Here is a 26,279-nt window from a genome sequence, read left to right as displayed (position 1 = left end):
CGCGACAGCGTTCGGTGCAGTTCGGGATGCCGCGCCAGGCGCTGAACGCGCGGCGGTATGGATACCGCAAGCGGCCAGCGACACCGCGTGGCGCCCGCAATGCGCCGAACCCGCAGGGCTGAGCCACGAAACATGTGACGACACGCCCTAGGCACCCCAGTTGGCCTGCCGGAGCGATTGCAGGATCGCGACGGCGGGATCGTTGGCGCTGCCCGCCCCCGTCGGCGGCAACCCGGCCAGATCGGCGCCGGGTTCGAGCACGCGGCGGTGGATCAGTTGGCCGCGCTCGAAACACAGCAGCTCGGGCAGGTCCTCGGGCAGATAGTCGCCGATGAATTCCGCGTGGTCTTCCAGGTCCAGCCACAGCCAGAGGTGCAGCGGATGGCGTTGTTGCTCGGCCAGCGCCGCCTCGACCAGGCCCGGGTACAGCGCGCGGCACTTTTCGCACCACGCCTGCGCCCCCAGCACCAGACAGGCACGGGTGTCGGCCTGGTTCAGTCGTTCCGCGATGCGCCGGGCATCGGTCCATGGGTCCAGCAGCGCGATGGGTTCTGGGGAAGGTTGCATCTATGTTCCTAGTGCGTGTCATCCAATGTTTCACGACAGCGTTCGGTGCAGTTCGGGATGCCGTGCAAGGCGCGGGACGCGCGGCGGTATGGATACCCCAAGCGGCCTGCGACGCCGCGTGGCGCCCGAAATGCGCCGAACCCGTAGGGCTGGGCCGAAAAAACACCATCCACCGCGTTGCACTCCTTGCCAATAACCGGTTGTTGCCTGCGCCGTGCGCCTGGTGCCTGGTGCTTTTTCGGCCCAGCGCTGCCGCGAAACATTGGATGACACGCTCTAGGGCGCTGCCATGCGTTGGCCATCGGCAAACAACGAACCCCTGGTGCGGTTCGCCTCGGTCGGCGCAAGCAGCATCAGGCCCTGCCCGGCGATGGCCCGCACGGCGTGGGGATGATCGCCATCGACCACGTTGCGCAACCATTCCCGGGTGGCGGGGCGGCCGAGCAGGTGTCGTTCGCCGGTGGCGGCCAGCGTGGCCGGCCGGGCCGCGATTCCCGCGACATCCGGATAGGGCAGGCCGCTGGCTTCGTCGCGTCGGGCCTCCTGAATCGCGACCGGATCGGCGCCATCGGCCGCCGCATCGCCGGCCGCCGGGTCGCCGCTCGCCACGTCCACGTCCACGTCCACGTCCACGTCCACGTCATCCGATTCGATCACCTGGCCGTGCGCTTCCAGGTCGATGCCGGTCAAGGTCTGCCAGACCCAGCCGGCGTGGCGCGCCAGCAAGGGGTCTCGCATCCAGGCGACGATGCGCGGTAACTGGGCAAGGTCGCCGTGATGCAACAGGAACGTCAGCGCCAGGCGTGGCGGCAGATCGCGCAGGATCGCTTCGGCCTCGGCGTCGCCCGGCGGCGTCAGCCAGGCCAGGCAGGCCAGCCAGCGCAGCAGCCGGCGCGTCGCCAGTTGTCGCGTCACGCCGCTGCTTCGCTGCACCTCGGCCAGTTGCGGCGGCAGTACGTCACGCAAGGTACGCCGGGCATCGAGCAGGTTGGCATGGGTGGGCGCACGCCCGTACAGCCGTGCCAGCCCGATCGCGGCTTCGGCGCGAACCGGCGCCTCGCTGTCGTCCAGCAGCCGCCGCAGCAAGGCGGGCGGCGAGTGATCGACCGTTGGCTGCAAGCCATCGACCCATTTCGATTCCCACGCGGCGACCAGGTTGCTCAAGGGGCCGGTGGCCTGCTCATGCGGCGGCGAATCGCCCCAGGCACGGATCGCCATGGCGGCCAGCGCGCGGCACGCCGCGGCGCGCACCCATGGCGATGCCTGCGCGCCGGGGTCGTCGAGCAATGGCCCCAGGCCGGGGAAGGGATCGAACCCGCCCGGCGCGGCGCCGATCAGCGCGGCGGCACGCAAGGCGGCGACCTGGCCGATCGCATCGCGCTGCGCCAGATAGGCGAGTGCATCGGGCTGGGCCGCGGCCGGCAGCCAGGCCACGGCGCTGATCAGGCCACGCATCAGCGATTCCGGCGCGGTGGCAACCCGTGCCAGCACCGCCGCGACGGCGGCCTCATCGCGCTGGCGCCACTGCAATCCCAGCCACGCGGCAACAAAGGCTTCGCCCGGCTGGCCCCAGCGTTCCAGTGCCTTCAGCGCGGGCGCGACGCCGTGTTCCTCGGCGATCAGCAGCCCTTCCAGGTGCGCGTCGAGCAGGCGGTTGAAATGCGCGCGCCGCTCCGGGTAGAGATTGAACGCCCGCGTCGCGCCATCCAGTTGCGCCCAGTAGAACGCGGCGTCCTCGGCGTGGCGGATCAGCAACGGCTCGATGTGGGCGGGAATCGCAGCCTGCATCATTGACCGCCCACGTCATGGCGCGATGGCAGCACGGTGCGCCTCATGCCAGCGACACGTTCATCGCCTGCGCGATGGCGCGGGCGGTCATGCCGGTTTCGGGGTCGGCCGCGTCCGCGTCGGCGCCCAGCTCGATCAATCGTCGGGCCACGGCGTCGTAGCCATCCCAGGCGCCCTGGGCGCTGATCGCGTTCACCAGCAGCAGCCAGCTATGCGCGCGCAGCGCGGCCAGATCCAGCGTTTCGGGCTGCCCCAGCGCCGCCAGCGCGGCATCGGGGCCGTCGTTGCCGATCACGTCCAGCAGCGCCTGCATGTCGTCGTTGTCGGTCAGCCGTTCCTGGCCGCGCCCCAGTTGCTGCCGCGCTTCGGCACGCGGCGATTTTTCGGCAAAGGCGAACGCGGAGAACAACAGGGTCCAGGTCTTGCCGTCGTAGATCGCCGCGCCGTGCGGGCTGGCGGTCAGCATGACCTTGCCGTCCGGGCTGACATCGATCACCCCGCTGGCGTTGCGCACCGCCGCCGGCTGGTCGGGCGGGTTGATCAGCTTGCCGTCCTGCAACACCCACAGGCCGTTATCCGAACCACACCACAGGCGGCCGGCAAACCACGCCGAATCCTTGAACGGCAGGCTGAAGCCGCCTTCCAGCAGGCGCTTCCAGCGGTCGTTGCGCCCCACCCACAGCGAGCCGCCATTGCCGCTGATATAGACATTGCCGTCGCCGGCGCAGCACACGGTGTAGAGCAGTTCGTTGGAGGGGAAATCGATCTGCCGCCAGGCCTTGCCGTTGAAGTGCCAGACATCGCCGGCGCCGCCGACGGCGTAAACATCGTCCTCGGCAAACCCGGCCACATCCTCGAAGCCGGTTTCCAGTATGCCTTTGCCTTCCTTGGCCAGCCTTTCGGGGACGGGCGGCGAGGCGGGGAAAGGCCGCCAGTCATCGGCACCATGCCGGATGCGTAACTGCCGCGCCGTACCGGCCACCACCGACCGTCCGGCAATCCGGGTCACCTTCGTTGGCGACCACCAGTATTCGGAATCGGGAATCTGAGGGGGAATGTCCTGCTCTACATTGGCCGCAGGCGCGTCATACCGGAAAACATGCCTTTCCATATCCACGGCCACGAACTCCGACTGACCATCCAGCTCGGCATAGGCCACCCGCGTGAAGTCGAAATAGTCCGCCTCCTGAAAATAGAAACGCCGTTCCATCGGGCGTTCCATCCGCGCAAACAGAAAACGCGTGCGGGGCAACGGATCGCGGTGCGGGGAATCGGTGGCCTCGACCAGGATGAAGCAGTAGCGCGTGTTGTCGTAGCCAACCGCACAGTCATAAACGGTAAAGCCTTTGAAAAAGCGCTCGTAGCGCTCTTTGTCGCAAATCATTTCCATCACGTTATCCTTGAACCAGCTTTTAGGCGTCCCCGCCACTCGGCAATACACTGCCACCGCCCGCCATCCCCGAATGCGGACGCACCTTGGCTTTGTCCAGCCCGCCGCACTTGTGCGCATCCTTGTAGTACTCGTCCAGTTGCGCCTTGATGCATTTTTTGTCGCAGCCAAAGGCCACGCTCACCATATTGGCCATTTCGTCGCGCGCCGTTTCGTAATCCATGGTCGGCTTGGCCCGATGCAGTTCCATCACCTTCTTGGTCGCGGCATGCGCCGCCCCGTGCGAGCCGTGGCTGTTGGTCGTTCCCTCGAGGCAGATGGTGGGCGCGCCGGCTTCGGAGTACCCCTCCCAGCATTTGTCCTTGGGTAGCTTGTCGCGCGGCATATCGCTGAGCTTGAGCAGCGATTTGTCCTTTTTGCCGGTGTAGCTGCTCTTCCAGCTATCGAACGCCTTCTGTTTCACCGCCGGGCTGGGATCGCGGAACATCGAATCGGGCAACAGGTGGTGCCCGGTCTGCCCCGGGCAGCAGCCCTGCCCCGCCCAGTTGGCGATGTTGGTGCCCGACTTGCTGTAGGGCACCAGCGTGCACTTGCGCGCGCGCAGGCAGGCGTCGGCCGCGGCCAGCGCGGTCTGCACATCGCTCATCAGCGCCTGGGCCTGGTCGCTGTTGATGTCGGTGAGCTTCTTGATGTCGTACTTCTTGAAGGTGTCCTGCACCTTGCTCGCGGCATCCTTCAGCCGCTGCACCGTATCCTTGATCTCGGCGACCTGGGTCTTGAATTCGTCGTACATCTGGTAGGCCTGGACGCCGGTATACACCGCATCGGCCACGGCGATCACCTGGCCGATGATGGGAATCCAGCCAGTCAGCCCGCGCCGCGCCGCGAAGGCGGCCGCTTTCTTGGCGGCGAACTCGGCGGCTTCCTTTTCCAGCTTCTCGACCACCTTTTGCTTGGCGATGTCCTCGATCTGACCCCAGGCCTTGGCCGGGAAATCATCGACGTCATCGACCCAATCCTGGAATTCCTTGACGCTGGAAGGCTTGATGAACAGCCCGTCGCAGTGGTTCAACACCCAGGAGCCCGAATTCTTGTCGGATTTGGTGGACGGCAAGGTCTTGCTCTTCTTGCGTTTCTTGCGCTTTTCCTCATCGTCAGCGCATTTTTTCTCCAGCTTTTCCTTGTCTTCCTTGCAGGCCTTCTTGGTGGACGCGTCGTCCATGTAATAGGTGGGCGGCGTGTTGCTGGGCTGCGAGCCGTGGTTGTGGGACGTCATGTCGGTGTGGCGCGCCACGCCCAGCCCTTCGAAGATCACGTCCAGCGACCATTTGGTGAAATACGCCTTGCCCTTGATCACCCGGGTCTTGGCCCCTTTCTGGAAAGCCTGGGTGGCCGCCTCGTTGCCGGTACTGGTGGCAAAGTACGAGCGGTCCTCGACCGCCACCTCCTTCTTCGCGATCAGCACGCTGGTGGTGCCCTTGGTGATGTCCTTGGCGTAGGCCGTATTGGGATAGGGAATCACGATGGGGCCGGCGCTGGGCGCGGGTGGGCTCCAGCATGGATCGGGAAAGGCGGCGATCGATTTGCCGTCGGTCTTGGCCGCCTTGCAGGCGATCTCCAGATCGTTGGCGTAGACGTTGGTCTTCATGAGGCTTCCCGGTAGCGGACGATCAGTGCGCTGCGCAGTCCGTCGTCGTTGGCCAGATGCAGCAGGCCCCGTTCGCCCGGCCCGGCGCGCCGGGTCATGGCGTCGGCCAGCCATGCCAGCGTCAGCACGCCGTTGGCCGCGCCGATCTCGCCGACGCTACGCGCCAGCAGTTCGTGCGGAAACTGTTCCACGCGGTGTTCCAGCGCACGCCCGATCGCCAGCGTGGCTTCCTTGAAATAGGCGCTCTCGCCGGTCATGCCGCTGATCTGGAACGCCTGGTCCGCCACCTTGCAGCCAGCCTGGGCCGCCGCCTGGCGCATCGCCTGCACCAGCGCCTGCGCGCGGTTGGGCCGATCACTGCCCCAGTGGGCCTGCTCGACCGCCTCGCCCACGCCCTCGATCCATACGCCGCGAGCGTGCGGGTCGGTATGGCGGGTCAGCACGATGGCGGCCGCGCCCTCGCCGGGGATGAAGCCGTCGCTGTTGTCGGCGGTCTTGATCCGTTCCGCCGCAAGGTAGTGGTTGATCACTGGCGCGGACAAAAAGCTGTCCACGGCGACCACGATGCCGAAGGCGCTGTCGGAACGCGCCTGTTGCAGATGCTGGCTGACCCGGCGCAGCGCGGCGGCCAGGCCCGCCTTGCCCAGCGGCAGCACCGTGGAATCGGCATGGCAGCGCAAGCCCAGCGCCACCTGTGCGTCGTCCAGCGCCTCTGGCAGCCAGTGCGCGCCGGCGCCGGGCCGCCCGGCCTCGGGCGCCAGCACCACGATCAACGGCGCCGCTTCGGGCGGCAGCGGTTGCCGGGGCGCCAGGCATTCGCCCAGCACCCGTTGCAGCATGTCGCGCCAGCGCGCCGCGCCCCAGATGTCCACCTCGTGCAGCGCGGCGCCGACGATGGGCTCCTGGCCCTCGGCCAGAAAATCCGTTTCGCGGAAGTGATTCATCCGGGCGTTGATCGCCGCCGTCGCCGCCGGCGCGGTATGCCCCACCGCGCAGCAGATGCCGCGCCCGACGATGCGCAGCGGCTTGAACGCGACCGATGCCTCCGGCGTGGTCTCGGGCTGCCGCATCTGGGTCAGGGTCTTCCAGAAACCGTTCATGTCGGCAATGCTTCCTGCTCGGTCGGCGCGGGGCTGGGGCCGCATCCGGCGCAACCGCCGCTACCCAGGCCCAGCACCTTGTCGCGCCACCATTGGCTGTTCACCGGCCCCAGGGCCACAGTGTCGAATTCCTGGATGCGGCGGCGGATCGGCACGCTGGCGCGCCAGATGGCGCTGAAGCGCGGCCCATCCGGGTCGTCCAGTTCGAAGTACAGCGTATCGACCACGGGCGACGGCGTTTCGACGCTGTAGTCGGTGCGCAGCACGCGCAGCTTCAGGCCATCCAGCCGGGGCAGCGCGAAACGCACGTCGTCGCGATCGGGCAGCATATTGCGCAGCACCACCTGCTCGCCGCCGCACGGGTAATCCATCTGCTGGTCGAGCGGCGCGCACTGGTTGAAACGCTCGTCGAAATCGGCCGGCAGCAGCGGGAACACTTCCTCCTGCCACTGCGCGTCGTAGGTGCCGGCGTAATCCCGGCGCGGCAGCCAGTGGCGGCCAACGGCCGAGCAGGCGACCGGCTCGTAGGGACCGCCCGGCTTGCGGATCGGCTGTTCCAGCGACTCCAGGCTGGGTGCGGGGGCGCCGTCCAGTTGCTTCAGTGTGTGCTTGCCGGCCCAGCCCAGCCCCACCGGATTGGTCAGCAGCGCCTCGGTCAGCACCTGCTTTTTATCGCCCTTGCCGGTTTCGTATTCGCGCGCCCCGCCGTAGGCAAGGCCGTAGTGCAGCGGCTGACGGGTAAACGGCTCGGGCCGGCTCAGGCCCAGCCGCCCCAGCCATTTGCGCCAGATGCGCGGGCCCAGCACGCGCAGGCCCTTCTTCACCGCCCCCACCTGCCACACCACCGGCAGCTCGCGCACCGGCTCGCCGCCGGGGCTATGGGCGCTGGCGTTGAACAGCACGTCGCAGCGCGGCTTGTGACGGACGAAATCGCTGCCGTACAGCATGGCGCTGACGCCGGGTTCGCCGACATGCAGGTCCGCCGGCACCAGCAGCGACGGCGCCACCGGCTGCGGGCGCTGCCCGGGCAGCGGCACACGCCAGGTGGCCTTGGCCACGATCACCAGATGCTCGCGCCCCTGGACGTCGAGCGCGGTGAAGGTACTGGCCAGCAGATGCCGGGCACCGACGATCAATTCCATGGCGGCGATCCGGCGGGAAAGTGGGCGATAGGAAAACGCACGGCCAGCACTGGCTCAGTTGAGGTTGACCGAGCCGCCCAGGATGCGCTGCGTGGCGCTGGCGTGGCTGGTGATATAGGTGCCGCGCAGGGTGATCCGCCCATCGGCGGTCATCACGATGGCGGCATCGCCGCAGCGCAGTTCGATTTCGTGGGCGGCATGCAGCGCAACACGCTCGCCGTCCACCCACAGATCGAGCCGATCCGCCGCTGCGGGGTTCGCCGCCGGGGCCACCGGCGCCGCGACAGGCACCGGCTGCGCCCCCAGCATCAGGCCCAGCACGATGGGGCGGCGCGGATCGTTGCCTTCGAAACCCAGCGCCAGTTCGCAACCGAGCTGTTCCCCCGTGAGGGCAACCATGCTGCGCGCGGCGACTGCCGACAGACGCAGGGCGGGCACGTGGACCAGCGGCAGCCCGCCGCCATCGAAGCCGGCCAACTGGCCGACCGCGATGCCGGCGGCCGTGGCCGGCAACGTGGCGGTCTGTTCGAGCACGGCGTCGAGCAGGTCGGCGGACGCGGCGTCCGTCGCCGCGTTCGTGTCCGGCTGAGTCGCGACGGAAATCCTGGAGGGCGCGTTCATTTCAGAGCCTGTTCAGCGTCTTTTCATGGCAGCGCCGGGCCGCAAAAAGGTCATTCATTGCGTGGTACTCCTTGGAAACAACCGGTCATTGCCGGCGTCGCATCTCTTGTGCCGGGCCTTTTTGTGGCGCAGCCACGAAAAGGCGTTGAACAAGCTCAAAAGTGTCAGCCGTGCTCAGTTCTCCAGGATCTTCTTGGCCTTGAGGGTGATGTTGCCGTCTGCCTTCAGGATCTGATCGTCGCTGGTGCCCAGGGTGAAGGTATGACCGTTGAGGATGATGGTGCCGTCGGATTTCATGGTGAAGCTCGACTTGCCCACCTTCACGGTGAATTCGTCGCCGGCGTTGATGGTGAAGCTCTTGCCGACCACCACGTGTTTGCTCAGCCCGACTTCCTCCGCCTGGACCAGCGCCACGGTGGTGTTCATCGCCGCGCCCACCGAGGTCTGGTAGGCGCCGCCGATGGTCAGTGCCTTGGCGAGACCGATGGTCTCGGCCTTGGCCATGGCCACCGTCTCCACCTTGTTGCCGCCGACGGTCACCGAACGGTTGCTGCCGATCTGGACGGTTTCATTGGCGCCCACCGTTTCGGTGCGGTTCACCCCGATGGTGATGGTTTCGTTCTGCCCGACGTCCTCGGTGCGGTTCTGGCCGACGCTGATGGTTTCGTTCACATCCACCCGCTCGCTGCGGCAGTTGTGCACGGTGATGGTTTCGTTGTTGTCCACCGTTTCGGTACGGTCGTGCTTCACCTGCACCGTTTCGTCGTTATCCACCGTCTTGCTGCGGTTATGGCCGACCCAGTGGCTTTCGTCGTTCTCCACTTCGATGCGCTGGTCTTTCTCGGCATGCAGCCAGACCTCTTCCTGGCCCTTTTTGTCCTCGAAGCGGATGGCGTTGGCGTTCTCGTACGCGCCCCCGGGGCTGGAACGGCTGAGCAGCCCGCTCTGTGTCTTGTTGGCCGGCAGATCCCACGGCGGCATGGTCGCCGCATTGGGCACCATGCCAGTGATCAGCGGCCGATCCGGGTTGCCATCCAGGAACTGCACGATCACTTCGCTGCCGATGCGCGGCACCGACACGCTGCCGAAGTTGGGGCCGCTCCAACTGGTGGCCACGCGCACCCAGGCGGACGACTTTTCGTCGTAGGCGCCTTCGCGGTCCCAGTGGAACTGCACGCGCACCCGGCCATATTCGTCGCAATGGATTTCCTCGCCGGGCGGGCCGACCACGATGGCGGTCTGCAAGCCGTAGATGCGCGGCGTGGTGCTGTTGAAACCGCGCCCCGGCAGCCACGGCACCACCTTGCGCTGGCAGGAAAAGCGGTTGCGGTAGAGCGCGGGGTGCTCCCCGGCCATGAGGTAGTTGTTTTCGACGGTATGGCGCAGTTCGGTGACCAGGAACTCGCGATCCTGCTGGTCGCCGCCGAGCACTGTCGGATCGTAGCTGCCGCCCAGCAGGAAGGTGCGCGCCACCGTCACGTCGCGATGGTTGCCGCCGCCTTCGAAATGCTTGCCGGTGGATTCGATCTCTTCCATGCGGCGGCGCGCCAGCGTCTCGCCATCGCCGGGGTCCTTGAAGCCGTAGCCGCCGGCATATTCGTAGACTTCGATCTCCGGCACCTCGCCCTGGCGATTGAGCGTGGTGTCGAGCGCCTGCTGCGGCTTGGGGTTCTTGAAATCGAAGCTGACGGTGGCGACCTTGCCGGAAACGATCTGGCGCACCTGCGCCAACTGGTCGATCCCGTCGCGATCCAGCCCGTGGGCCTCGTCGCTCCAGCGCAGGATGCCGTCGCCGCCCTCCACGGGCGGCGCCAGCGTGGAATCATCGGCCAGGATCAGCCGGTGGCCGTCCGCCGCGTGCTCATACCAGTAATGCCAGCCCTGCACTTCCCAGCGCCGGTGCAGGTAGTTGTAGTCGGATTCGTCGAACTGGTAGGCATCGGTCATTGCCACGTCGGGGCCGTTGACCCGGCTTTCCCAATCCGCGTGGGCCGGATAATCGCCGAAGATCTGCTCCGCCTGCTCGCGCAGCGTCTTGCCGTGGAACAGGTAGTTGTCGTGACGCAGCCGCAGGAAGGCCAGCCACGGCAGCAGCACCATGTCGTAACAGGCATAGCCGCCTTCGTTACGCACATAGCGGAATTCGAACACGTAGCCGTTGAAATAGCGCGTGGAGCCGTTTTCGCGCACCAGCTCCAGCGTGACCATCTTGCCCATCACGTCCTTGAGCGGAATGCCGGGATCGTCCGACAGCACTTCCACCGTATAGCGGAAATCGCGGGAGAGCCCTTCGTAAGCGTCGAGGCGGTTGGGAATCAGCGTGGCGGCCGGCCCGTCATCCTTGGGGAAATTGAGCGCAAGCAGACGATTGTGCTGGGCTTCAAGCAGCCCTTGCAGCAGTTGCGAGGCATTGAGGGCGTCGAACATGAGGCGACCTGCAAGTGGGCGATGGGAAAACGGCGGTCATGGAGACAAGCGGGCAGACGCGCGCAAATGACACGAATAGTCAGCGGAACGCATGCTAACAGCAACATGCACTGCTAGCACATCGGTAATGAGACTGACGGCATGTTCGGGAGGTTTTAGCCGACCAGTGGAACGACCTCGCGCAATGCGGCGCATGGCGGCGCATATCGCCCGGTGTGCCGGGCATCGAGCCCCTGCAATCGCCCATCCGCGCAACCGCCAACACGGCCGGGTCGCGACAGCCGGCCCGGGGGCGGCGCCCCCGGTGCAAAGCCCGATCGACCTGAGCTTGCTCAAACCGCCGCGCCGGATTCTCGCCGAAACTGCCCCGCCTGGGGCGTGTCATCAAATGTATCGCGGCAGCGCTGGGTCGAAAAAGCACCAGCCATCAGGCGCGCGACGCAGCCAATAACCGGTTATTGGCAAGGAGCGCAACGCAGTGGAGGGTGTTTTTTCGGCCCAGTCCTACGGGTTCGGCGCATTTCGGGCGCGGCCCGGTGTCGCCGGCCGCTTGCGGTATTCATACCGCGACGCGTCCAGCGCCTTGCGCCGCATCCCGAACTGCGCCGAACGCTGTCGCGATACATTTGATGGCACGCCCCAAGGCCGATGCAGGCTTTTCAAAACACGCATTCACCCCGGGTCGCCCATGCAGGTGGACCGGGCGCGCACCGGCCGCCATCTGACCCCGTAACGCAAGGAACGGCCGGGTTGCGCCCGGCGCATTATGGACAGCCCTCATTGTCGACATTGCCCGTTTTCACCCACCCGGAGGCCGCTACCCGCTAGCGGCCGTGGTGCCTGAAGATGCCCCTCATGGAAATCCTGTCCGATCCAGGCATCTGGATATCGCTGGTGACGCTGGTGCTGCTGGAGATCGTCCTCGGCATCGACAACCTGGTCTTCATTGCCATCCTGGCGGACCGGCTGCCCAACCATCAGCGGGACAAAGCACGCTATATCGGCCTGTCCCTGGCCCTGCTGATGCGGATAGCCATGCTCGGCACCATGTCGTGGCTCATCACACTGACCAGGCCGCTTTTTGCGATTGGAACGGCCGAGTTTTCCGGCAAGGATCTGCTGCTGCTTGCCGGGGGGCTCTTCCTCACGTTCAAGGCCACGATCGAACTGCACGAAAGGCTCGAGGGCACGGTCCACACCGGCACCGGTGGCAAGGCCCAGGCGAACTTCTGGCTCGTCATCGCGCAGATCGTGGTGCTCGATGCCGTGTTCTCGATCGATTCGGTGATCACGGCCGTAGGCATGGCCGACTACCTGGGGGTGATGGTGGCGGCGGTGGTCATCGCCATGATCGTGATGATGGTATCGTCCAGGCCGTTGACCCTGTTCGTGAACGCCCACCCGACGGTGGTCATCCTGTGCCTGAGCTTCCTGCTCATGATCGGCTTCAGCCTGATCGCGGACGGCTTTGGCTTCCACATCCCCAAGGGATATCTCTACGCGGCGATCGGCTTCTCCGTCCTCATCGAAGCATTCAACCAGGTCTCGCAGCGGAACCTGCGGCTGAACGAAGCCCGGCAACCCTTGAGAGAGCGGACAGCCGAAGCCATCCTGCGCTTGATGGGCAGCGCGCGCAGAGCGGAAGAAAGCGACGCGGACAATGCCCACGGAGCGGTATCGGCCACCGAGCCCCGCGATGTTTTCGCCAGGGATGAGCGACAGATGATCACGGGGGTGCTGACGCTGGCGGAACGCTCCGTCCGGCGCATCATGACGCCCCGCAGCGATATCTCGTGGCTGGACAGCACGACCGATTCCGCCATGCTCAAGAAACAACTGCTGGCAACACCCCACAGCCTGTTTCCCCTCTGCCATGGCTCGCTGGACATGGTGATCGGCGTGGTACGAGCGAAAGAGCTGCTGGTGGTGATCGACCAGGGCGCGGATGTCGAAGCGTTCGCGCGCCGGCACCCGCCGCTGCTGGTCCCCGACCAGATCGACAACATGCAGTTGCTGCCACGGCTGCGCGAGGCGAAAGGCAGCCTGATCCTGCTGATCGACGAATACGGATCGGTGCAGGGGCTGGTCACCCCGCATGACCTGCTGGAAGCCATTGCAGGCGACTTTCCCGATGCCGATGAAACCCCGGACATCCTCAAGGATGCGGAAGGCTGGCTGGTGAAGGGAACCACCGATCTGTATCAACTGGAGCAAGCCATCGAAGGGCTGTCGATCACCCCTGAAGCGGTGGATTTCGTCAGCGTCGGCGGGCTGTTCATGGAAAAGCTGGGCCACCTGCCCGTGGTCGGCGAAGCCATTCAGGTGGGCGATTGCACCTTCACCGTGGTGAAGCTCGACAGGCAACGTGTGGAGCTTGCCAGAGTCACGATCGCGCCCCCTTCCTCCACCGCCGTCGAGCCCCCCGCATGATCGACTGGATGCACCTCGCCAAAGCCTTTTTCCTGGGCATCATCGAAGGCCTGACAGAGTTTCTGCCCGTATCGAGCACCGGCCACCTGATTCTGGTGGGCGACTGGATCAGCTTCGCCTCCCACCAGGCCCGCGTGTTCGAGGTGGTGATCCAGTTGGGCGCCATTCTGGCCGTCTGCTGGCTCTTCCGGCCCAAGATCGCGCGTCTGGGCCAGGGGGCATTACGCGGGGACCCCGCCGCACGGCGCTTTGCCGCCGTGATCCTGCTGGCTTTCCTGCCGGCCGCAATGATCGGGGCGCTGTTCATCGGCCCCATCAAGCACCTGTTCTTCAATCCGGCAGTCGTCGCCACCGCCTTGATCGTCGGCGGCCTCATCATCCTGTGGGTAGAGAGGCGCGACACCGTTCCCCGGATACACGCCAGCGAGCACATCGGCTGGAAACAAGCCGCCGGCATCGGGCTGGCGCAGTGCGTGGCAATGATTCCCGGCACCTCCCGCTCGGGGGCCACCATCGTCGGCGGCATGCTTTCCGGCGTCTCCCGGCAGGCGGCCACGGAGTTTTCCTTCTTCCTGGCCATCCCGACCATGCTGGGCGCGGCCGTCTACGACGCCTCCCGCCATTACCACCTGCTCGACCTGGACGACCTCGGCGCCATCGCCGCAGGTTTTGTCGCGGCGTTCATCGCGGCGCTGTTCGTCGTCAACGCCATGGTCCGCTTCGTGGCCCGGCATTCGCTACGCGTGTTCGCCTGGTATCGCATTGCGCTGGGCTCGCTGATCGCACTGGGCATCGGCGCGTGATCGGGCATGGGCCGCGCGCACCGCGGCGCGGCCGGGCGCGGGGCCGGCCGAGTCACCGCCAAGTGGTTCAAGAACGCTTCGACTTCGCTGGTGCCGAGCGTGGCGGGGTGCTGCTTGCCATGGAAGAAGATGAACTGCCGAATCCAGTACCGATAGGCCTGCTCAGTTTTGGGACTGAAATGCCTGCGCCGGCACACAGTGGAGACCTGATCAAGCAGGCGTGGCTTGGCGGGAAGTGCTCCCCATAACGTTAGTCCTTAGCAACATGAAAAAGCGGACAGTGTGCACATGCTGCGTAAGGTGCGTCATGTCCGTATGATTGATGTGCATATACGGACGGCGCAGGGAGAAAAGTCTTGAAGATCAGTTGCTTGGACGGGAGTTTTGGCGTCCGTATGATTATTAATGTACTGATAGAGCGGTCAGTCTATTAACTGTTAGAGGCAAGGAGATAGCTGATGGAACATCAATTTAAATCTGGTGACGTTGTTAAACTTAAATCTGGCGGCTCATCTATGACAGTCGAAAGCATTAACGAAGAAGACAGGCAATACGTAACTTGCGTATGGCATGAGGGGAAAAAGCCATATCGAGAGGTCTACTTAGCATCTACTCTCGAGCCATATAAGCAGGGTGTTGCTGCCATTGGCCCTCTGCGCCTCTAACAAGTCAATGCAGCCGACCCCGTACCGGGGCGGCTGATTTCCAACGTTAGGCGTCTCAAGTCCACAGTGCAAATCATTCAGGCCACAGAAGTGCAATCATGTCCCCAGAGGCAATACATCGATGTGGCGTGGCTGCACAACGAGCCGCAGGAACCAGTGCGCCTAGTGTCTGAGCTTAACGAAGCACGGAATGAGCTGCGCAAACTAGAGATATTCCGCGACGGAAAGGCGCTGTACGCTTCGGAGCACCAATCAAGCGGGGATATTGGTCTCAGCATCGAGCCAATACCTACGCTCGAAGAGATCAATGAAGATCCTCAGTTCAAAGGTTGCTCGATCACAGCTGAAGCTTTTCAGGCACTCTGGCAGCAGCATGTACGCCCAGACGCCTAACCTTTCCATCGAGAGAACGCTGCCCGGCGAGCCGGTCAGCGCCTCTCATGTCAAACGTTAGCGAGATCGAATATGCGCGCCATTGTTAAGATACTTTCGGTTTCGGCAATGCTTCTGGGGACGACTCAAGCAATAGCGTGCAAGATACTCGTAAAATATCCTGATCACCTTGAAATTTCATCGACTGATCTTCCGAAGTATTACGTGGTCCGTATTTTGAAAAAGCTACCCAGTGGGTACGAAAGTGAAATCAAGCAATCTTTCGGCGGCCAATTACCTGTTGGGAGTATAGTTTCCCTTCGATATCGGCCAAACGAAGAAGCGCATGCAATTTGTCCGAACGAGTTCAAAGAGCAAGAAAGCTACTTGATCCATTCTGATGGCGGCAGTTCAGAGCTAACCATCTCGCGCTACAACTGGCTCAATGTTCCTACGTCGCACGAGAAGTACTTTGTTTATGTCCAAGATATTGCTGCACGCGCCTCTCGCTAACAATTCCGTCGAGAGGGACCGCTCACAAGCTACGCCTGTGGGTTCCCTTCACGGCTTCGCCGCTGCGGCGGCCCCTCACGTCAAACGTTAGAAGGCTATATGCGCCCCGGCTGGAACCCCGCTCGTCGAAACAGGCATGTTGGCACCAAGGCCCATGGCCATGGCGCCAACAACAGGCTAACCATCCCTGAGTCGTGGCATGAGCTTAAGTGCTATTTCGAAAAGCTGAGCTCTTACGTTGTCGTCACAAAATCGATTGGCGAACGTGAACTCAAGTTCTTCGTTGAGCCAACGCGATCAGACTGGTTTTATCCGTGTACGGTAGACGACATTTGTGCTGTCCTCTCTCATTGCAGCGTCAATGTTCTTAACTCGTTCGACTTTGTTGTTATGCGTCAGCCAACGAGAAAACAACGTATTTTGTGTCCGGTCTGGGGACGGGCCATATTTTCATTCGATATTGATAAGCATAGGGGCGCTGCGATTGTCATAGAAGCGCAAGACCTTGCGCCAATTGATTGGGATAAGTCGATAACTCCCGAGTATACCCGAGAGCTTGAACGCTTGCGTAAGGATGGGCATGAAATTCGCAACGTCCGACGCGGTATTCAAATTCATACGACTCCAAATTCGTTGCGCAATACGGTTCTGTACCGAACTTTTCTCCATGAGATTGGCCACCACATTGACTATAGCCAGTCCTCTAGCGAGGAATGGGATGCCAAGACGAAGCCCGTGAAGGAAGACTACGCGCATCGCTATGCGTCCGAACTGTATGGGCTATTGTCGAAGCAGGGAGTCTTGCCTTTTAAGCCCATCATTGATGACAAATCACTTCTGGCAGATGGTTTGAATCGAGAGTGGTTTTGCCTTTCGTGAAGCCTTCTAACTCCAACGTTGGAGTCCGCATTGCAACGATAAGTCGACATTAATCAAATGAATATGAACTTCTGCTTTGGCCGAGGAGCTGTCTTTGAAAGCATGGCGATAATCACATTCAATCAGCGAAGTGGTCACGAGCACCAGAATGGGGGGCAAGAACAACCATACTCCGCGCTTAACTTGGGTGGATTGAGGCCACCCCGGGCAGGCATGGATGACCCGGATCGATGTTTGGCGTCGCGAACCAAACCCGTCGTCGCCAATGCAGCCTCGGAATCAACCCCCAAAAGAAAAAGGGAAGCCAAATCAATGGCCTCCCTCCAATTAGTTACAACGCTGCATCAGGTCTGGTTCAGAATGGTTCTGCATACCAAACAATATGTAGACAATGTGCACCACTTTGAATTGCCCCCCCTCAACTTCCATCCATGGCGTAAACAATTGGCCACCATCGACAATGCGCCAGGCTCTGGGTCAACAACCACACATACAAGCCGCCAGTCTGCGCCATGCCAGCCCCCGACCAAGAGCCGCTTTGATCTGACCATCGCTTGCGGCAGGCTCACATCAGTACTCATGTCTGCACGAGGGTTGGCACGACGGCGAGCGAACAGCCATCGGTATCGCGCTTGACCTTTATTCTATATTTCCATGAAAATGGAATTATGGAAAACAAAGCCGCCGTGACGCGCCTCGCCGCGCTTGCCCAAGACACTCGTCTCGCCATCTTCCGCCTGCTGGTCACCGCAGGCCCGGAAGGCATGGCGGTGGGACGGATCGGTGACGCCCTCGGGGTTCCGCCGGCCACGCTCTCCTTTCACCTGAAGGAGCTGGCCCATGCCCAGCTCATCACGGCCCGGCAGGAAAGCCGCTTCGTTTTCTATTCGGCCAACTATGCCGCGATGAATGAGCTGTTGGGTTTTCTGACCGAAAACTGCTGTAGCGGCATGCCCTGCGGCGTCGACACCGCACTCACCAACTGCGATGGCCAGTGCAATTGACCTTGTGAGGAGTCTGTCATGAAGCGTTTCCACGTCCATGTCTCCGTTGAAGATATCGAAGACAGCATCCGGTTCTACTCGGCCATGTTCAATACGGCGCCCACCGTCCAGAAACCGGACTACGCCAAGTGGATGCTGGAAGACCCGCGCATCAACTTTGCGATCTCTCAGCGTGGCGCCTCCGCCGGCGTCAATCACCTGGGCATTCAAGTGGACAGCGACAACGAACTCGCCGCGCTCCAGGCCCAGCTCGAAGCAGCCAATCTCAGTGTGGTGAGCGAGCCCCAGACCACCTGTTGCTATGCCGAATCGGACAAACACTGGACCACCGATCCCAGCGGCATCGCCTGGGAGAGCTATCGGACCTTGGGGTCGGCGCCTACCTATAACCGGGCTGGTGCCCAAGCCACCTGCTGCGCTCCGCCCTCGCCGAAGTTGCAAACCCTTCCCACGGACGCAACCAACTGCTGCGCACTAGGCAGCGGCTGCTGCTAGTACCCGGAGACGCTTTACGTATCGCCCCCCACCCCGCGTGCCGCAGCGAGCCCCCCAACCCGCAGGGCTCGGCTGCGCGCAGGGCTGAACCACGGCCTCTTTTCCTCCAACCAAATCTCAGTAGAACCGACGATGAGCCACCCCCAAACCGTTCTTGTCCTTTGCACCGGCAACTCCTGCCGTTCCCAGATGGGCGAAGCCATTCTCAACCACGACCTCGCGGGGCTCGTACGCGGCATCTCCGCCGGCACCAGCCCGCAGCCCAAGGTTGCGGATGGTGCAATCGAGGCATTGAAGCTTGCCGGCCTGCCGACCGAAGGGCTGCATCCCAAGACGGTCGAAGCGGTCATGGATCAGCACATCGACCTGGTCGTCAGCGTCTGCGACAACGCCAAGGAAACCTGCCCCATCTTCCCGCGGCCGACCAAGCGTATCCATGTTGGCTTCCACGACCCCCATGGCGAGCCGCTGGAGCGCTTCCTGGCGGTGCGCGACGACATCCGTGCCCGCCTGGTGCCGGCCGTCCGCGAAGCGCTGGGGCTGTAAAAGGAGCCATCATGTCCGTTACTCAATGCGAGGCAACCGCCAAGCGCGCCGCCAGCGTGCCGATGAGTGTCTTTGAACGCTACCTCACGGTGTGGGTGTTTCTGTGCATCGTCGCTGGCATCGTGGTGGGTCAGATCGTACCTGGCGTATTCCAGGCCATCGGCCGCATGGAGGTTGCCCAGGTCAATCTGCCGGTGGGTCTGCTCATCTGGGTGATGATCATCCCGATGCTGATCAAGGTCGATTTCGGTGCCCTTCATGAAGTCAAACAGCATGCCCGGGGCATTGGCGTCACGCTGTTCGTGAACTGGCTGGTCAAGCCGTTCTCCATGGCCTTTCTGGGCTGGCTCTTCGTGCGCAACCTGTTTGCACCGTTTCTACCCGCCGAGCAATTGGACAGCTATATCGCCGGGCTCATCCTCCTGGCTGCGGCGCCCTGCACTGCCATGGTCTTCGTCTGGAGCCGGCTGTCGACTGGCGACCCGTTGTTCACGCTTTCCCAGGTCGCCATGAACGACAGCATCATGGTGTTTGCCTTTGCGCCGATCGTGGCCTTCCTGCTGGGCATCTCGTCCATCACGGTGCCGTGGGATACGCTGCTGACCTCGGTTGTCCTCTACATCGTGATTCCGGTCATCCTGGCCCAGCTCTGGCGCCGGGCGTTGCTGGCCAAAGGGCAAGCCGCCTTCGATGCCACGATGGCCCGGATCGGTCCCTGGTCCATCTCGGCACTGTTGGCAACCCTGGTGCTGCTGTTCGCCTTCCAGGGTGAAGCCATCCTCAAGCAGCCGCTGATCATCGCCTTGCTGGCGGTACCCATCCTCATCCAGGTCTTCTTCAATTCGGCGCTGGCCTACTGGCTGAACAAAGTAGTTGGCGAGAAACACAACATCGCCTGCCCGTCGGCGCTCATCGGCGCTTCGAACTTCTTTGAACTGGCCGTGGCTGCGGCCATCAGCCTGTTCGGCTTCGAGTCGGGCGCGGCACTGGCAACCGTTGTGGGCGTGCTGATCGAAGTGCCGGTCATGCTGCTGGTGGTGAAAGTGGTGAATGCAAGCAAGGGCTGGTACGAGCGCACTGCATGAGGGCGAACCCGGCACGGGTGATTGCCATGCTGCGTAGGCGCATCTGAATGATCCTTGTTGATGCAGCCCCGTCGAAACAAACCCCCAAAAGAAAAAGGGAAGCCAAATCAATGGCCTCCCTCCAATTAGTTACAACTCTGCATCAGGTCTGGTTCAGAACGGGATATCGTCCTCGAAATCGTCGAAGTTCTTCGGCGCGGCCGGGCGCGGGGCCGGGGCGGCCTGTTGCGGGCGGGCCTGCTGCTGCGGGCGGGCGGCCGGCGCCGGGGCCTGGCTGTATTCCTGGTTGAAGTCGTCGCCACCTTGCTGGAAGCCGCCACCCGCACCACCGCCCGCGCCGCCACGGCCGGACAGCATCTGCATCTGGTCGGCAACGATTTCGGTGGTATAGCGGTCGGCGCCGGTCTGCTTGTCCTGCCACTTGCGGGTCTGGATACGGCCTTCGATATACACCGAGCTGCCCTTCTTCAGGTATTCGCCGGCAATTTCGGCCAGGCGGTTATACATGACGATGTTGTGCCACTCGGTCTTTTCCTGCTGCTGGCCCTGCTTGTCCTTGAAGCGCTCGGTGGTGGCGATGCTGAAATTGCAGACCGCACCGCCGCTGGGCAGGTAGCGCACCTCGGGGTCGCGCCCCAGGTTGCCGATGAGTAGGACCTTGTTCAGCGATGCCATCTTTATTTCGTCTCCGCGATCAGTTGTTGCGCGGCGGCCTCGTCCCAGCCGGTTTGCAGGACTTTCAGCAGCGCCACACGTTCATCCATCAGTACGACGGCTTCTTTCACGCCGTCAATCCGCCCGAGTTTATCAGAGAGGCCCACCGCATCGCCCCCCCAGTGCTCGCCAATGTGAAACATGCGGGTGCTGACCGGCAGCGGCGCGCGCATGCCGGCGGCCACCACCAGCCAGATTGCCATCAGCACCGCGCCCGCCAGGAACACCGGCTCCGCGCCCGCATGCTGGTACAGCCAGCCCGCCATGGCGGAGCCAATGAACATCGCGGCCGACTGGCAGGTGTTGTACACGCCCATCGCCGTGCCGCGCGCCTCGACCGGCGCCACCTTGGAGATCAGGCTGGGCTGGGTGGCCTCCAGGATGTTGAACGCCACGAAATACACGCCCAGCCACAGCACGATGGCGCCCAGGCTGGGCAGCCACAGCGCCATGCCCAGTTGCGCGACGAACATCAGCGCGATGGCAAACAGGAACACCTGCTTCAGCTTGTGCCGCTTTTCGCCGACGATCACCGCCGGCACCATCAGCACGAAACTCACCAGCACCACCGGTAGATAGACCCACCAGTGGTGCGCCACGTCCAGCCCGCCGACGCGCGACAGCAGCAGCGGCATCACCGTGAACATGGCCATCTGGCCCGCGTGCAGCGCGAACACGCCGTAGTTCAGCCGCAGCAACTGCCCGTGCCGCAGCACCTGCGGCAGCCGGCTGGTATCGGCCTCGGCATCGGAATGATGGCGCGACAGCGCCGGGTTCGGAATCACCCGCGCCACGCCGACGATGGCCGCCAGCGCCAGCACGGCGGTCAGCACAAAGATGCCGGTCAGGCCCACCCACTCCGCCAGCTTGGGCGCCGCCACCAGCGATACGGCAAAGGTACTGGCGATACTGGCGCCGATCATCGCCATCGCCTTGGTGCGGTGTTCTTCGCGGGTCAGATCGGCCAGCAGCGCGGTCACCGCCGCCGAGATCGCCCCGGCGCCCTGCACCGCGCGGCCGACGATCATCCACGCGATATGGTCGGCCATGGCGCAGATCACGCTGCCGACGGCGAACAGCGCCAGGCCGATGTAGATCACCCGCTTGCGCCCGACACGGTCGCTCCACATGCCGAACGGCAGTTGCAGCAACGCCTGGGTCAGGCCGTAGGCGCCGAAGGCCAGGCCGACCAACACATGGTTATCACCGCCGGGCAGGCGGCCGGCATACACGGCAAATACGGGCAGGATCAGGAACATGCCCAGCATGCGCAGGGCGTACAGCCCCGCCAGGCTCAGCGAAGCGCGCAATTCGACCGCGCTCAGGCGGATGGTGGAGGACATCTGAGGGACGCAGGCTTGGGGGAAAGACGAGATGTTAGGGCGAATCGCCCCGCGAACGGAAGCAAAGGATGAACCCCGCACCGCCATGCACGGCACGCCCCCGCGCCTTGGGCACGGTGCCGCCCGCCCCCGGCGAAACCGGCTTGCCACCCGCCGCGCCAGCCCTCCCCGGCCCGCGTGGATACTGGCCGGCGACCGGCCGCGCGCCAGGCCGCCGCAGCGGCACGCGGATGGGCGGGATGTCAGTAGTGCCAGCCCGCGCCGCGCAAGGGCTGGCGCCCCGATTCACCCCGCAGGCTGTCAGGAGCCCGGCTCCACCGGGGCGCCGGGCAAGCGAACTACGGTATATTCAGGGGTTTACTTCAGCCGGATCGGCACCATCTAGCCCGCCATGAGCTATCGCCCCCTTTCGCCCGAACAGCCGCTGATCCGCATCCGTGGCGCCCGTACCCACAACCTGAAGAACGTCAGCCTCGACTTGCCGCGCGGCAAACTGGTGGTGATCACCGGGCTATCTGGCTCCGGCAAATCGTCGCTCGCCTTCGATACCCTGTACGCCGAGGGCCAGCGCCGCTACGTGGAAAGCCTGTCCGCCTACGCGCGGCAGTTCCTGCAACTGATGGAAAAGCCCGACGTAGACCTGATCGAGGGCCTGTCGCCGGCGATTTCCATCGAGCAGAAGGCCACCAGCCACAACCCGCGCTCCACCGTGGGCACCGTCACCGAGATTCACGACTACCTGCGGCTGCTGTTCGCCCGCGTGGGCCAGCCCTACTGCCCCGACCACAACCTGCCGCTGGAAACGCAGACCGTCAGCCAGATGGTCGATCACGTACTGGCGCTGCCCGAGGAAACCCGGCTGATGGTGCTGGCGCCGGTCATCGTCGGCAAGAAGGGCGAGAACCTGGATCTGTTCGACGAACTGCGCGCTCAGGGTTTCGTGCGGGTACGGGTGGATGGCGATGTGTTCGAGATGGATGCCCTGCCCAAGCTCGACAAGAACAAGAAGCACACCATCGAAGTGGTGATCGACCGCCTGAAGACCCGGCCCGACCTGAAGCAGCGGCTGGCCGAATCGTTCGAGACCGCGCTGCGCCACGCCGACGGCCGCGCCATCGCGGTGGAAATGGATAGCGGCAAGGAACACTGGTTCTCCGCCAAGTTCGCCTGCCCGGTGTGCAGCTACAGCCTGCCCGAGCTGGAACCGCGCCTGTTCTCGTTCAACAACCCGATGGGCGCCTGCCCCAGTTGCGACGGGCTGGGCCAGATCACCTTCTTCGACCCCAAGCGCGTGGTTGCGCACCCGGAACTGAGCCTGGCCGCCGGCGCGATCAAGGGCTGGGACAAGCGCAACCAGTTCTACTTCCAGATGCTGGTCAGCCTGGCCGACCATTACGACTTCGACGTCAACACCGCGTGGGAAGACCTGCCCGAAGCGGTGCAGAAAGTGGTGCTGTACGGCTCCGGCCGCGAGGAAGTGCGCTTCAACTACATGAACGAGCGCGGTACCCGCTTCGAGCGCTCGCATGCCTTCGAAGGCATCATCCCCAACCTGGAGCGCCGCTACCGCGAAACCGATTCCGCCACGGTGCGCGAAGAGCTCGCCAAGTACCAGAACAACCGCGCCTGCCCCACCTGTGAAGGCTCGCGCCTGCGCCGCGAGGCGCGCCACGTGAAAGTGGGCACGCAATCGCTGCACCACATCAGCCAAATGGCGCTGCGCGACAGCGCCACGTACTTCGACACCCTGCAACTGGAAGGCAACCGCGCGCAGATCGCCGAAAAGATCGTCAAGGAAATCCGCGAGCGGCTGGGCTTCCTGGTCAACGTCGGGCTGGATTACCTCAGCCTGGAACGCAGCGCCGACACCCTGTCCGGCGGCGAAGCGCAGCGCATCCGCCTGGCCAGCCAGATCGGCTCCGGCCTGACCGGCGTGATGTACGTACTGGATGAGCCCAGCATCGGCCTGCACCAGCGCGACAACGATCGCCTGATCGGCACGCTGATGCGCCTGCGCGATCTGGACAACACCGTGATCGTGGTCGAGCACGACGAAGACGCCATCCGCGCCGCCGACTGGCTGGTGGACATGGGCCCCGGCGCCGGCGAGCACGGCGGCGAAATCATCGCCTGCGGCCTGCCGGAAGATGTGTTCAACGACCCGCGCTCGGTCACCGGCCAATTCATGTCCGGCACGCGCCGCATCGAAATCCCCGCCCAGCGCCGCCGCCCCGATCCGGAAAAGTGGTTCTCGCTGAAAGGCGCGCACGGCAACAACCTGAAATTCGTCGATCTGGCGCTGCCGGCCGGCCTGTTCGTCTGCGTCACCGGCGTATCGGGCTCGGGCAAATCCACGCTGATCAACGACACCCTGTACGCCGTCGCCGCGCGCGACCTGAACGGTGCCTCCAGCGAACCGGCGCCGTACCACGAAATGCACGGCCTCGATCACTTCGACAAAGTGATCAACGTCGATCAGAGCCCCATCGGCCGCACGCCGCGCTCCAATCCCGCCACCTATACCGGCCTGTTCACCCCGATCCGCGAACTGTTCGCCGGCGTGCCCGCCGCGCGCGAACGCGGCTACGGCCCCGGCCGCTTCTCGTTCAACGTCAAGGGCGGCCGCTGCGAAGCCTGCCAGGGCGATGGCGTGATCAAGGTGGAAATGCACTTCCTGCCGGATGTCTACGTGCCGTGCGACGTGTGCCATGGCCTGCGCTACAACCGCGAAACGCTGGAAGTGCAGTACAAAGGCAAGAACATCACCGAAGTGCTGGAAATGACGGTGGAAACCGCGCTGGAATTCTTCAGCGCCGTGCCCACCGTGGCGCGCAAGCTGCAAACGCTGATGGATGTCGGCCTGGGCTACATCCGCCTGGGCCAGAGCGCCACCACATTGTCCGGCGGCGAAGCGCAGCGGGTGAAGCTGGCGCTGGAGCTATCCAAGCGCGACACCGGCCGCACGCTGTACATCCTGGATGAACCGACCACTGGCCTGCACTTCCATGACATCGACCTGCTGCTCAGCGTGCTCAAGCGCCTGTCCGACCACGGCAACACCGTGGTGGTGATCGAGCACAACCTGGACGTGATCAAGACCGCCGACTGGATCGTCGACCTGGGCCCCGAAGGCGGCGCCGGTGGCGGCCAGATCATCGCCACCGGCACCCCCGAACAGGTAGCGGCCAACCTGGCCAGCCACACCGGCCACTACCTGGCGCGGATGCTGGGGGTAACGCGGGCGGAGTAGATTGGCGGGGTTGGAGAAACCCTGAATCCCGCACCACAGAGGGCACAGAGCGCGCAGAGGCTCACAGAGAAATTCAACGGCAGGCATGGATCGGTTTGATCCGGCAGCCCTTGGTTTTCTCCGTGTAACGCTGCGCGCTCTGTGCCCTTTGTGTTTCCAGGTGCGGGGCTCAGCCCTGCCCGCACCCCCCGCAAACCGGCCGGCACCGCCCGCCGTGGCACTCGCCGAAGACATGACGCAGCCCGCGCGACACGATTCCGGGCCTCTGCCCGCCCCTTCCCGACAGCGGGGCGGTTCCGTTGCCGGCCGGCTTGACGCTACGCACGGCCCCACCTAAGCTCGTGTCGTCACGTTCAATAGCGTGACCGGGTTTGACAGCCTGATGAGGCGGCAAAAAGCCGCAACCAGCGATCCGCTCTGCGGCTTTTCGTCGCTCTGGTACGCCTGCAATGGGCGGCCGGGCGGGGGGAGCCGCAAGGCTCGCCGGTGCCTCATCGGTCTGTCAACCTTCGTTTCGGTCGCCCACCCGTTTGACAGCGGGTGCGCGGAACCCACCGTCCAATGAGGCATTCCATGATCCTACCCATTCCCGGCACCGCCACCCAGGCGCCCCTGCCTGTCTGCATCGCATCACTGAACCAGGCCATCGACCAGGCGACGCAAAGCCAGCAATGCTTCGCCAACCTGGGCGCACTGTTCCGCGCCATCGAACGCTTGTCCGAAGCGCATTCCCCCTCCAGCGAACTGGCCACCCTGGGCCACGCACTGGCCGGAGAATGGGCCAATCTGTGCGACGTGGAGCGCGAAGAACTCGAACTGTGCTGCGCGGAGCTGCAACGGCGCACCCAGGGCGAATCGACCTAGTACAGGCGCCGGGGCGCCGCAGGCGGCCCCTGTGCGCTGGCCTCACGTGACGGTGTGGTCAGCCAAAGTAGGCGGGGTAATACTTTGGACAGATACAGTGCTCGTTGTCAGCCGGCGGATCGCGATGCTGGAGCGGCGCCTGTGCCAGCGCCTTCTCAACGCGCAGCGCCGACAGCACGTCTTCCTCGGTGACGATGTAGTCCGATCCGATTGAAATTCGAATCGCGTCACGATCGCACCAGACAAAGACTGGTTGACCGGCAATTTGGCAGTGCCCCGGTTGTCGAAACCACTGTGTGCCTGGAACCAGTGACGGGAACCGGGCGTATTCGTCCCCGGGATAGGGCACGCCAGATTGCGGCTGGGGAGGCTGCTCGTGGTACTGGACCAGCTCGACTCCAAGCTCGGCACAGAAACGAACAAGATCCTCCGCGCCACGGTATGGAAAGACCACTTTCAGTGAGTCGCCATCATTGGCATGGCCGCCGTAGGCCCGACAGAACCGAAACATCTGCAAACGGCGCGCCCATGCCTGCAACTGGGCTTCCGGGTGATTCTCGAAAAGATACTGGCGCCAACGATCCATGATCTCGGGGAATAGCTATCGAAGGCTTGCATTCTAATGGCGCCGAC

At 63.8% G+C, this 26,279-nt stretch carries 23 protein-coding genes and 1 pseudogene; 12 read left to right on the top strand and 12 right to left on the bottom strand.

What is annotated here, in order from left to right; all coding sequences use genetic code 11:
* Positions 1 to 147: 147 nt before the first annotated feature.
* The 8 genes from FAZ21_RS20380 to FAZ21_RS15755 form a co-directional block, all read right to left on the bottom strand.
* Positions 148 to 567 carry a thioredoxin domain-containing protein gene (locus FAZ21_RS20380; RefSeq protein WP_169307443.1) on the bottom strand — a complete coding sequence of 140 codons (420 nt, stop codon included), beginning with the start codon at positions 565 to 567 and terminating at the stop codon, positions 148 to 150.
* Between the two features lie 276 nt (positions 568 to 843).
* A complete protein-coding gene (locus FAZ21_RS20375; RefSeq protein WP_169307442.1) occupies positions 844 to 2,358 on the bottom strand; it encodes a hypothetical protein in 1,515 nt (504 codons plus the stop codon).
* A 40-nt stretch (positions 2,359 to 2,398) separates the two neighbouring features.
* Positions 2,399 to 3,745: a hypothetical protein gene (locus FAZ21_RS20620; RefSeq protein ID WP_211243492.1), complete on the bottom strand. Its 1,347-nt coding sequence runs from the start codon at positions 3,743 to 3,745 to the stop codon at positions 2,399 to 2,401.
* A 22-nt stretch (positions 3,746 to 3,767) separates the two neighbouring features.
* Positions 3,768 to 5,393 carry a PAAR-like domain-containing protein gene (locus FAZ21_RS20615; protein WP_211243491.1) on the bottom strand — a complete coding sequence of 542 codons (1,626 nt, stop codon included), beginning with the start codon at positions 5,391 to 5,393 and terminating at the stop codon, positions 3,768 to 3,770.
* Positions 5,390 to 6,493, bottom strand: a complete 1,104-nt coding sequence (locus tag FAZ21_RS15770; RefSeq protein ID WP_136774402.1) for a hypothetical protein — start codon at positions 6,491 to 6,493, stop codon at positions 5,390 to 5,392. Before FAZ21_RS15770 ends, FAZ21_RS20615 begins: the two co-directional genes overlap by 4 nt.
* Positions 6,490 to 7,635 (bottom strand): DUF2169 family type VI secretion system accessory protein, encoded by a 1,146-nt coding sequence (locus tag FAZ21_RS15765; protein WP_136774401.1) that lies wholly within the window; start codon positions 7,633 to 7,635, stop codon positions 6,490 to 6,492. Before FAZ21_RS15765 ends, FAZ21_RS15770 begins: the two co-directional genes overlap by 4 nt.
* A gap of 54 nt (positions 7,636 to 7,689) precedes the next feature.
* Positions 7,690 to 8,256: a DUF6484 domain-containing protein gene (locus tag FAZ21_RS15760; protein WP_136774400.1), complete on the bottom strand. Its 567-nt coding sequence runs from the start codon at positions 8,254 to 8,256 to the stop codon at positions 7,690 to 7,692.
* A 174-nt stretch (positions 8,257 to 8,430) separates the two neighbouring features.
* The gene (locus FAZ21_RS15755) at positions 8,431 to 10,683 is read right to left on the bottom strand and encodes a type VI secretion system Vgr family protein (protein ID WP_136774399.1); all 2,253 of its coding nucleotides are present in this window, start codon (positions 10,681 to 10,683) and stop codon (positions 8,431 to 8,433) included.
* Positions 10,684 to 11,529: 846 nt separating this feature from the next.
* On the opposite strand from FAZ21_RS15755, the gene FAZ21_RS15750 reads away from it, so the two are divergent.
* Complete coding sequence (locus FAZ21_RS15750) at positions 11,530 to 13,113, top strand: TerC family protein (protein WP_506256257.1); 1,584 nt, start codon at positions 11,530 to 11,532, stop codon at positions 13,111 to 13,113.
* Positions 13,113 to 13,916: an undecaprenyl-diphosphate phosphatase gene (locus tag FAZ21_RS15745; protein WP_211243493.1), complete on the top strand. Its 804-nt coding sequence runs from the start codon at positions 13,113 to 13,115 to the stop codon at positions 13,914 to 13,916. Before FAZ21_RS15750 ends, FAZ21_RS15745 begins: the two co-directional genes overlap by 1 nt.
* Positions 13,917 to 13,975: 59 nt before the next feature.
* Here FAZ21_RS15745 and FAZ21_RS15740 read toward each other — a convergent pair.
* Positions 13,976 to 14,134, bottom strand: a pseudogene (locus FAZ21_RS15740) (site-specific integrase); the annotation flags it as partial.
* A gap of 240 nt (positions 14,135 to 14,374) precedes the next feature.
* Here FAZ21_RS15740 and FAZ21_RS15735 point away from each other — a divergent pair.
* The 8 genes from FAZ21_RS15735 to arsB all read left to right on the top strand — a co-directional run bounded on the left by FAZ21_RS15735 (position 14,375) and on the right by arsB (position 19,475).
* Positions 14,375 to 14,581: a YodC family protein gene (locus tag FAZ21_RS15735; RefSeq protein WP_136774396.1), complete on the top strand. Its 207-nt coding sequence runs from the start codon at positions 14,375 to 14,377 to the stop codon at positions 14,579 to 14,581.
* 66 nt (positions 14,582 to 14,647) lie between these two features.
* Positions 14,648 to 14,974, top strand: a complete 327-nt coding sequence (locus tag FAZ21_RS15730) for a DUF6881 domain-containing protein (RefSeq protein WP_211243490.1) — start codon at positions 14,648 to 14,650, stop codon at positions 14,972 to 14,974.
* A gap of 72 nt (positions 14,975 to 15,046) precedes the next feature.
* The gene (locus FAZ21_RS15725) at positions 15,047 to 15,466 is read left to right on the top strand and encodes a hypothetical protein (protein ID WP_136774395.1); all 420 of its coding nucleotides are present in this window, start codon (positions 15,047 to 15,049) and stop codon (positions 15,464 to 15,466) included.
* A gap of 99 nt (positions 15,467 to 15,565) precedes the next feature.
* Positions 15,566 to 16,345 carry a hypothetical protein gene (locus tag FAZ21_RS15720; RefSeq protein ID WP_136774394.1) on the top strand — a complete coding sequence of 260 codons (780 nt, stop codon included), beginning with the start codon at positions 15,566 to 15,568 and terminating at the stop codon, positions 16,343 to 16,345.
* 632 nt (positions 16,346 to 16,977) lie between these two features.
* Positions 16,978 to 17,349 carry an ArsR/SmtB family transcription factor gene (locus FAZ21_RS15715; RefSeq protein WP_444542052.1) on the top strand — a complete coding sequence of 124 codons (372 nt, stop codon included), beginning with the start codon at positions 16,978 to 16,980 and terminating at the stop codon, positions 17,347 to 17,349.
* An 18-nt stretch (positions 17,350 to 17,367) separates the two neighbouring features.
* Positions 17,368 to 17,844: an ArsI/CadI family heavy metal resistance metalloenzyme gene (locus tag FAZ21_RS15710; protein ID WP_136774393.1), complete on the top strand. Its 477-nt coding sequence runs from the start codon at positions 17,368 to 17,370 to the stop codon at positions 17,842 to 17,844.
* Between the two features lie 132 nt (positions 17,845 to 17,976).
* Positions 17,977 to 18,390: an arsenate reductase ArsC gene (locus FAZ21_RS15705; protein ID WP_136774392.1), complete on the top strand. Its 414-nt coding sequence runs from the start codon at positions 17,977 to 17,979 to the stop codon at positions 18,388 to 18,390.
* Positions 18,391 to 18,401: 11 nt separating this feature from the next.
* Complete coding sequence (arsB, locus tag FAZ21_RS15700; RefSeq protein WP_211243489.1) at positions 18,402 to 19,475, top strand: ACR3 family arsenite efflux transporter; 1,074 nt, start codon at positions 18,402 to 18,404, stop codon at positions 19,473 to 19,475.
* A 153-nt stretch (positions 19,476 to 19,628) separates the two neighbouring features.
* Here arsB and ssb read toward each other — a convergent pair whose 3' ends face one another.
* Together ssb and FAZ21_RS15690 are read right to left on the bottom strand one after the other, a co-directional pair.
* Positions 19,629 to 20,150 carry a single-stranded DNA-binding protein gene (ssb, locus tag FAZ21_RS15695; protein ID WP_136774391.1) on the bottom strand — a complete coding sequence of 174 codons (522 nt, stop codon included), beginning with the start codon at positions 20,148 to 20,150 and terminating at the stop codon, positions 19,629 to 19,631.
* Positions 20,151 to 20,152: 2 nt separating this feature from the next.
* A complete protein-coding gene (locus FAZ21_RS15690; RefSeq protein WP_211243488.1) occupies positions 20,153 to 21,532 on the bottom strand; it encodes an MFS transporter in 1,380 nt (459 codons plus the stop codon).
* Positions 21,533 to 21,923: 391 nt separating this feature from the next.
* Here FAZ21_RS15690 and uvrA point away from each other — a divergent pair, with 391 nt between their 5' ends.
* Both uvrA and FAZ21_RS15680 read left to right on the top strand, forming a co-directional pair.
* Positions 21,924 to 24,782, top strand: a complete 2,859-nt coding sequence (gene uvrA, locus FAZ21_RS15685) for an excinuclease ABC subunit UvrA (protein ID WP_136774390.1) — start codon at positions 21,924 to 21,926, stop codon at positions 24,780 to 24,782.
* Positions 24,783 to 25,355: 573 nt separating this feature from the next.
* The gene (locus FAZ21_RS15680) at positions 25,356 to 25,646 is read left to right on the top strand and encodes a hypothetical protein (RefSeq protein WP_136774389.1); all 291 of its coding nucleotides are present in this window, start codon (positions 25,356 to 25,358) and stop codon (positions 25,644 to 25,646) included.
* A 58-nt stretch (positions 25,647 to 25,704) separates the two neighbouring features.
* On the opposite strand, the gene FAZ21_RS15675 is transcribed toward FAZ21_RS15680, so the two are convergent.
* Positions 25,705 to 26,232, bottom strand: coding sequence for a hypothetical protein (locus FAZ21_RS15675; RefSeq protein WP_136774388.1), 528 nt, complete (start codon positions 26,230 to 26,232; stop codon positions 25,705 to 25,707).
* Positions 26,233 to 26,279: the final 47 nt, after the last annotated feature.

The organism is Chitiniphilus eburneus (assembly GCF_005048205.1).
In the GTDB taxonomy this organism is placed as follows: Bacteria; Pseudomonadota; Gammaproteobacteria; order Burkholderiales; family Chitinibacteraceae; genus Chitiniphilus; species Chitiniphilus eburneus.
The sequence above is the reverse complement of the archived record's forward strand: the minus strand, read 5'-3'. Positions and strand labels throughout refer to the sequence as shown.